This is a genomic window from Andreesenia angusta (genome assembly GCF_001855385.1).
GTDB classification, from domain to species: domain Bacteria; phylum Bacillota; class Clostridia; order Tissierellales; family Gottschalkiaceae; genus Andreesenia; species Andreesenia angusta.
Window position 1 is genome coordinate 1 of record NZ_MKIE01000026.1, and the last position, 4,197, is coordinate 4,197.

The window sequence follows — 4,197 nt, forward strand, 5'->3', positions numbered from 1 at the left end:
GGTTTTCGCAGTCAGTCTTCTTCTCTTTGTTGTCATCGTGATCACTCTCCATTTTCTTATTTTAATCATATCACGTTTGCCAACATTTATTGCTAGTGACTGCGACATTTTCTAGCTTAACATATCGGATGAAGTTCACATCTAGCCCCTAGCTACAAGGTTTTTGGGCGCATCTTTATGGTTTCCTTTTTTGGACTGCAATTCCCACAACACCCTTACGAATCTAACCCTCCCATGTCTTAAAGACCCTATGACCTAAATTTCTTCACTTTAACTATTCATAATCTCTTTGTATAGCTAATAGTTTTTAGCGGAATCAGTTCTTCTGACTTTTTCATTTATAATTCCTATTTATCTCTTTATATCTTTTCTTAATCCTACTTCTGAAAACTTCATTATTTTAAAGTTATAAGGATTAACTCCATCTCTTATAGTGTTAAACGTATTCATTACATTGGCCATTTCTTCCAATTTTCCATCGTAATCCTCTACAAGAAGAATTGCCTCATCTGGATTATCCTTATTATTAACTAAACCATCCCAGTACATTTTTAATTGATATAGATGCTTTGGCTCTCCAGTACCTACTTTTAGTTCATATATTATAACTTTTTCAGCTGCTGTTACTCTATAAACATCTATACTAGTTCCTGATGGCCAAACTTTCTTTTCAGTTAGTATCTTTTCTTTCTCTTTATCTGTAATACTAGCCTCTAGTATGGATACCCACTTAGTCCTTAATTCCTTCTCTCCTTCTAACCTGGACATTTTTAGTGGCCTATATTCATTTATTTTATCAAAAATAGATGTCCAATTTTCATCAGCTAAGTTGAAATCTGTTTTATTATTTACAGTTGTCAATACACCTCTGGGTAATTCTGGAATAATAAGTTCTCCTACAAAGTCATTATAGTTATTATGTCTGACTATACTTTTTCTTTTATCATCATCAGTTTTCCATATTATATCTAAGAGTCTTGTAGCGATAACTCTTTTTCCTAATCTTATATCTATTCCTTGAGTAGGTATATTACCTTGATAGTAATATGAGGCCTTCTCACCCTGGATTAACATATCACGTCGCACTTCATCTAACGTCCCATATTTGTACTCTAATTTATATACTGTACCACCCAATTCAATATCTACATATTCTGTTCTCCCATTAGCAATTGGCACTTGTACTGGTGTAACCTTCTTTGAATCTCTTCCTATAGAAACATTAATCCTTCCTGATTCCTCATAAGTCTTCGAATCCTGCTCAAGGTACCCCCTATACATAACTCCTAAATGTTCCATTAATATTCTTCTTAATGTATTAAGCTCCGTAGCTTTTGCCCCTCTTCCTTGAGATGTTTGAACAAAGTTCTTTTTTACTTTTACTTTTATCAAAGTAGAAATCTCGCTCGGCAGAAAGTCATAATCTGGAAATCGTTGTCTCTCATCTTGTATTTCCATTTCCGAACAGAATGGTCCTTTTACTTTTAATACTTTACTATTTTCACTCTTAAATTTAGTCCACAGTTCCCACTCTCCATTTCCATCTGATAGTGTAGCTAGTGCATTTTTCAATCCAAATCCATGTTCATTTAGTCTATTAGTAGTTGTAGCTGATTCTCCTAACTGCAGTGCTCTCTCTAGTGTATCTATATCCATCCCTTTCCCTTTATCTGAAATGTATAGGTCTACGAAACCCTTTTCTCCCACATCATTAAATATTATACTAACATCAAACTTACTATCTTTTATTGTTCCTGCAATTGCATTATCAACCAATTCACCTATACACTGATGGAATAATAGATTTTGCTTTGCTAATCCACTAAATAATCCTCTTCCCGCAACTAGTTTCACTTTTTTAGCCAAATTTAACTCCCCCTTGTAAGATAAATATGTAGATTAGGTTTCAAAACCTAACCGAATGTTCTTTGATAATGTCAAAACCGATGCTAAAATGGTTCTTCCTCATATTCGGTTATTTCTTATAATTTGAATATAGACTGATATATTACTTTCTTTCTCAATAAATCTACTGAAGCCCTTCCATACATATCTCTTTTGATCTTTTTTAACTTATTGACATGTCCTTCTAATAGTCCGTTATTTAGCTTGTAAGTTACTGCATTTATAACGGCATTATAGTCTTTTTTTAGATTATATATAAATCTATCTATTAACTTGCAGCTATACTCTTTTTCTAATATCTCTATAAAGTCATCCCTTTTGAGTCTAACAAGACAAGATTTGAAGTATTCATAAAACCTCTTATACTCGGATAAAACCTTGTGTTTTTCAAATATATCCTTTATGTGGTCTAAAGCAATAGGTCTGTGAGACCAAGAAAATATGTAGTTGATAATGTCTCTTCTATCAATGTATATGGCTCTGATCTTAGCATAATCTTTTTCTGAAAGTTTTTTGCTGATAAAGTCACGTAGTGCTGAGCTTTTTGCATAGATGCCTCGTTTCTTCAATTCTTCTAATATTTCTACGACATATTTCTTTTCTAAGTATATCTTCATTATCAACTCTTTGTTCGGCTCCAAATAGGAATCTCTTTTTCGGGAGGGATACTGAGCTCCTAGCATGATATCTTTCATAGATAAATATCGACTTACTGTCTTGGGATCTATCTTCATTGCTTCAGAGACATCTTTTTGGGAATATCCTTGACTCTTAAGTTTTTTGACTTGCTTAATCAAGTCGATTTTTTTAGCAGTAGCTACGCTTAATGCTGCATAATTACTACTATTGCTTAACTCATTAGGCTCTGCGAACTTGCTCCGAACTTCTTCAAATCCGACTGGAATCTTATGTGGAATAGTTTTCTTTATTTCAGCAGCTATTTTATCAGATAGGTTCATTATCAAATGAAATCTGTCCGCAATATGGATATAGTCACCTTCTATCGATTGATATGAAATTCCCCTATCTCTTGAAATTACTCTTAAGTTTTCATATTTTTCTAGTGCTCTATTCACTTCAACAGTATCTCTGGTATTTATTATATCCACTACCTTATGAGTCTCCATATCTACAAAAATCGTTCCATAAATTCTATTTTTTTTAGAGCAAAATCGTATATACCTATTGCTTCAATTGCAGAGTAGTCAATTTGAGGTGCCCATTTTTTAGTTATCCTTAAAAGTGTGTCTCCTGATACTTCTATATGCTTGGATTTGAGTAAATTTGCTGCGCCTTCAGCGCTATATGTCATAGCAAGTCTTATCATCATCTCTTCTAACCTTGAAGTTCGTCTTCCTTTTTCTCTTGCGATTTCAATTATTGATTCACTGAAAACTTTCCTTGAACAATCCGGATTTTCACATCCAAATTTCTTCAATCTTATATTCAAGATCAGCGCTTTGTCGATAATCGGTAAATCTTGAAGAGTTCTATTGAAATATGTTGTGTGTTTTGATGTTTCACTTCCACAGTCTGGACACAACATTGTCTTTCTTTTACTTTTAAAGTTTATCAGTATTTCAGATTTGCTTGATTCTATGCTTTTAACTTTAAGATACCGATATGTTAAGCTAGAAAATGTCGCAGTCATTAGCAATAGATGTTGGCAAACGTGATATGATTAAAATAAGAAAATTAGGAGTGATCACGATGACAACAAAGAGAAGAAGACTGACTGCGAAAACCAAATTTGAAATCTACATCAAGACCAGAGATGAAAGCAACGTGGGGGAAGTTCTGCGCGAATACGGAATTCACCTGAGTGACCTTAGAGAGATTGAAGAACTTGTAGAAGCAGGGGCTGTAGATCGTCTGAAGACGAAAGGTGCCAAGTCGAAGAGCCTTGAAGAGGTTTCTTTTGAGGAATACCAGGAGCTAGCTAAAGAGCTGGACCGCAAGGAGAAGGCACTTGCAGACTTGACTGTGGAATATTTGATTCTAAAAAAAAACGACAAGTAGGCTTCAAAGGCTCTTTTAAGAATAAGCATGTATATGGCTATGAACGTCAGCAACTTTTGGACATTGTTTCATGGGGCCAATCTCAAGGTATGCCTCTCGTTAGAATCTGTCAGCTTCTTCAGATCTGCAGAAAACGAATACAGCGCTGGCAGAATAGTGAAACTCTTGAGAGAAAGCAGTCTGAACGCAAAAGTCGTCCATACAACGCGCTGACTCCAGATGAGCTAGAGCTTGTCCAGAAAATGATTGGAGACAAGAAATATGCCGATGACA

General features: G+C 34.6%; 5 protein-coding genes. 2 read left to right on the top strand and 3 right to left on the bottom strand.

Annotated elements, in window-relative coordinates; translation table 11 throughout:
* Positions 1–351: 351 nt before the first annotated feature.
* The 3 genes from EUAN_RS11995 to EUAN_RS12725 form a co-directional block, all read right to left on the bottom strand.
* Positions 352–1,866 carry an ATP-binding protein gene (locus EUAN_RS11995; protein ID WP_071064826.1) on the bottom strand — a complete coding sequence of 505 codons (1,515 nt, stop codon included), beginning with the start codon at positions 1,864–1,866 and terminating at the stop codon, positions 352–354.
* A gap of 116 nt (positions 1,867–1,982) precedes the next feature.
* Complete coding sequence (locus tag EUAN_RS12000) at positions 1,983–3,014, bottom strand: transposase (protein WP_071064828.1); 1,032 nt, start codon at positions 3,012–3,014, stop codon at positions 1,983–1,985.
* A gap of 20 nt (positions 3,015–3,034) precedes the next feature.
* The gene (locus tag EUAN_RS12725; protein WP_143000729.1) at positions 3,035–3,556 is read right to left on the bottom strand and encodes a transposase family protein; all 522 of its coding nucleotides are present in this window, start codon (positions 3,554–3,556) and stop codon (positions 3,035–3,037) included.
* A 59-nt stretch (positions 3,557–3,615) separates the two neighbouring features.
* Here EUAN_RS12725 and EUAN_RS12010 point away from each other — a divergent pair, with 59 nt between their 5' ends.
* Entirely contained in the window at positions 3,616–3,924 is a 309-nt protein-coding gene (locus EUAN_RS12010; RefSeq protein ID WP_071064832.1) for a hypothetical protein, read from the top strand.
* An 89-nt stretch (positions 3,925–4,013) separates the two neighbouring features.
* On the top strand, positions 4,014–4,197 hold a 184-nt coding region (locus tag EUAN_RS12835; protein WP_211266370.1), incomplete at its 3' end, for a hypothetical protein.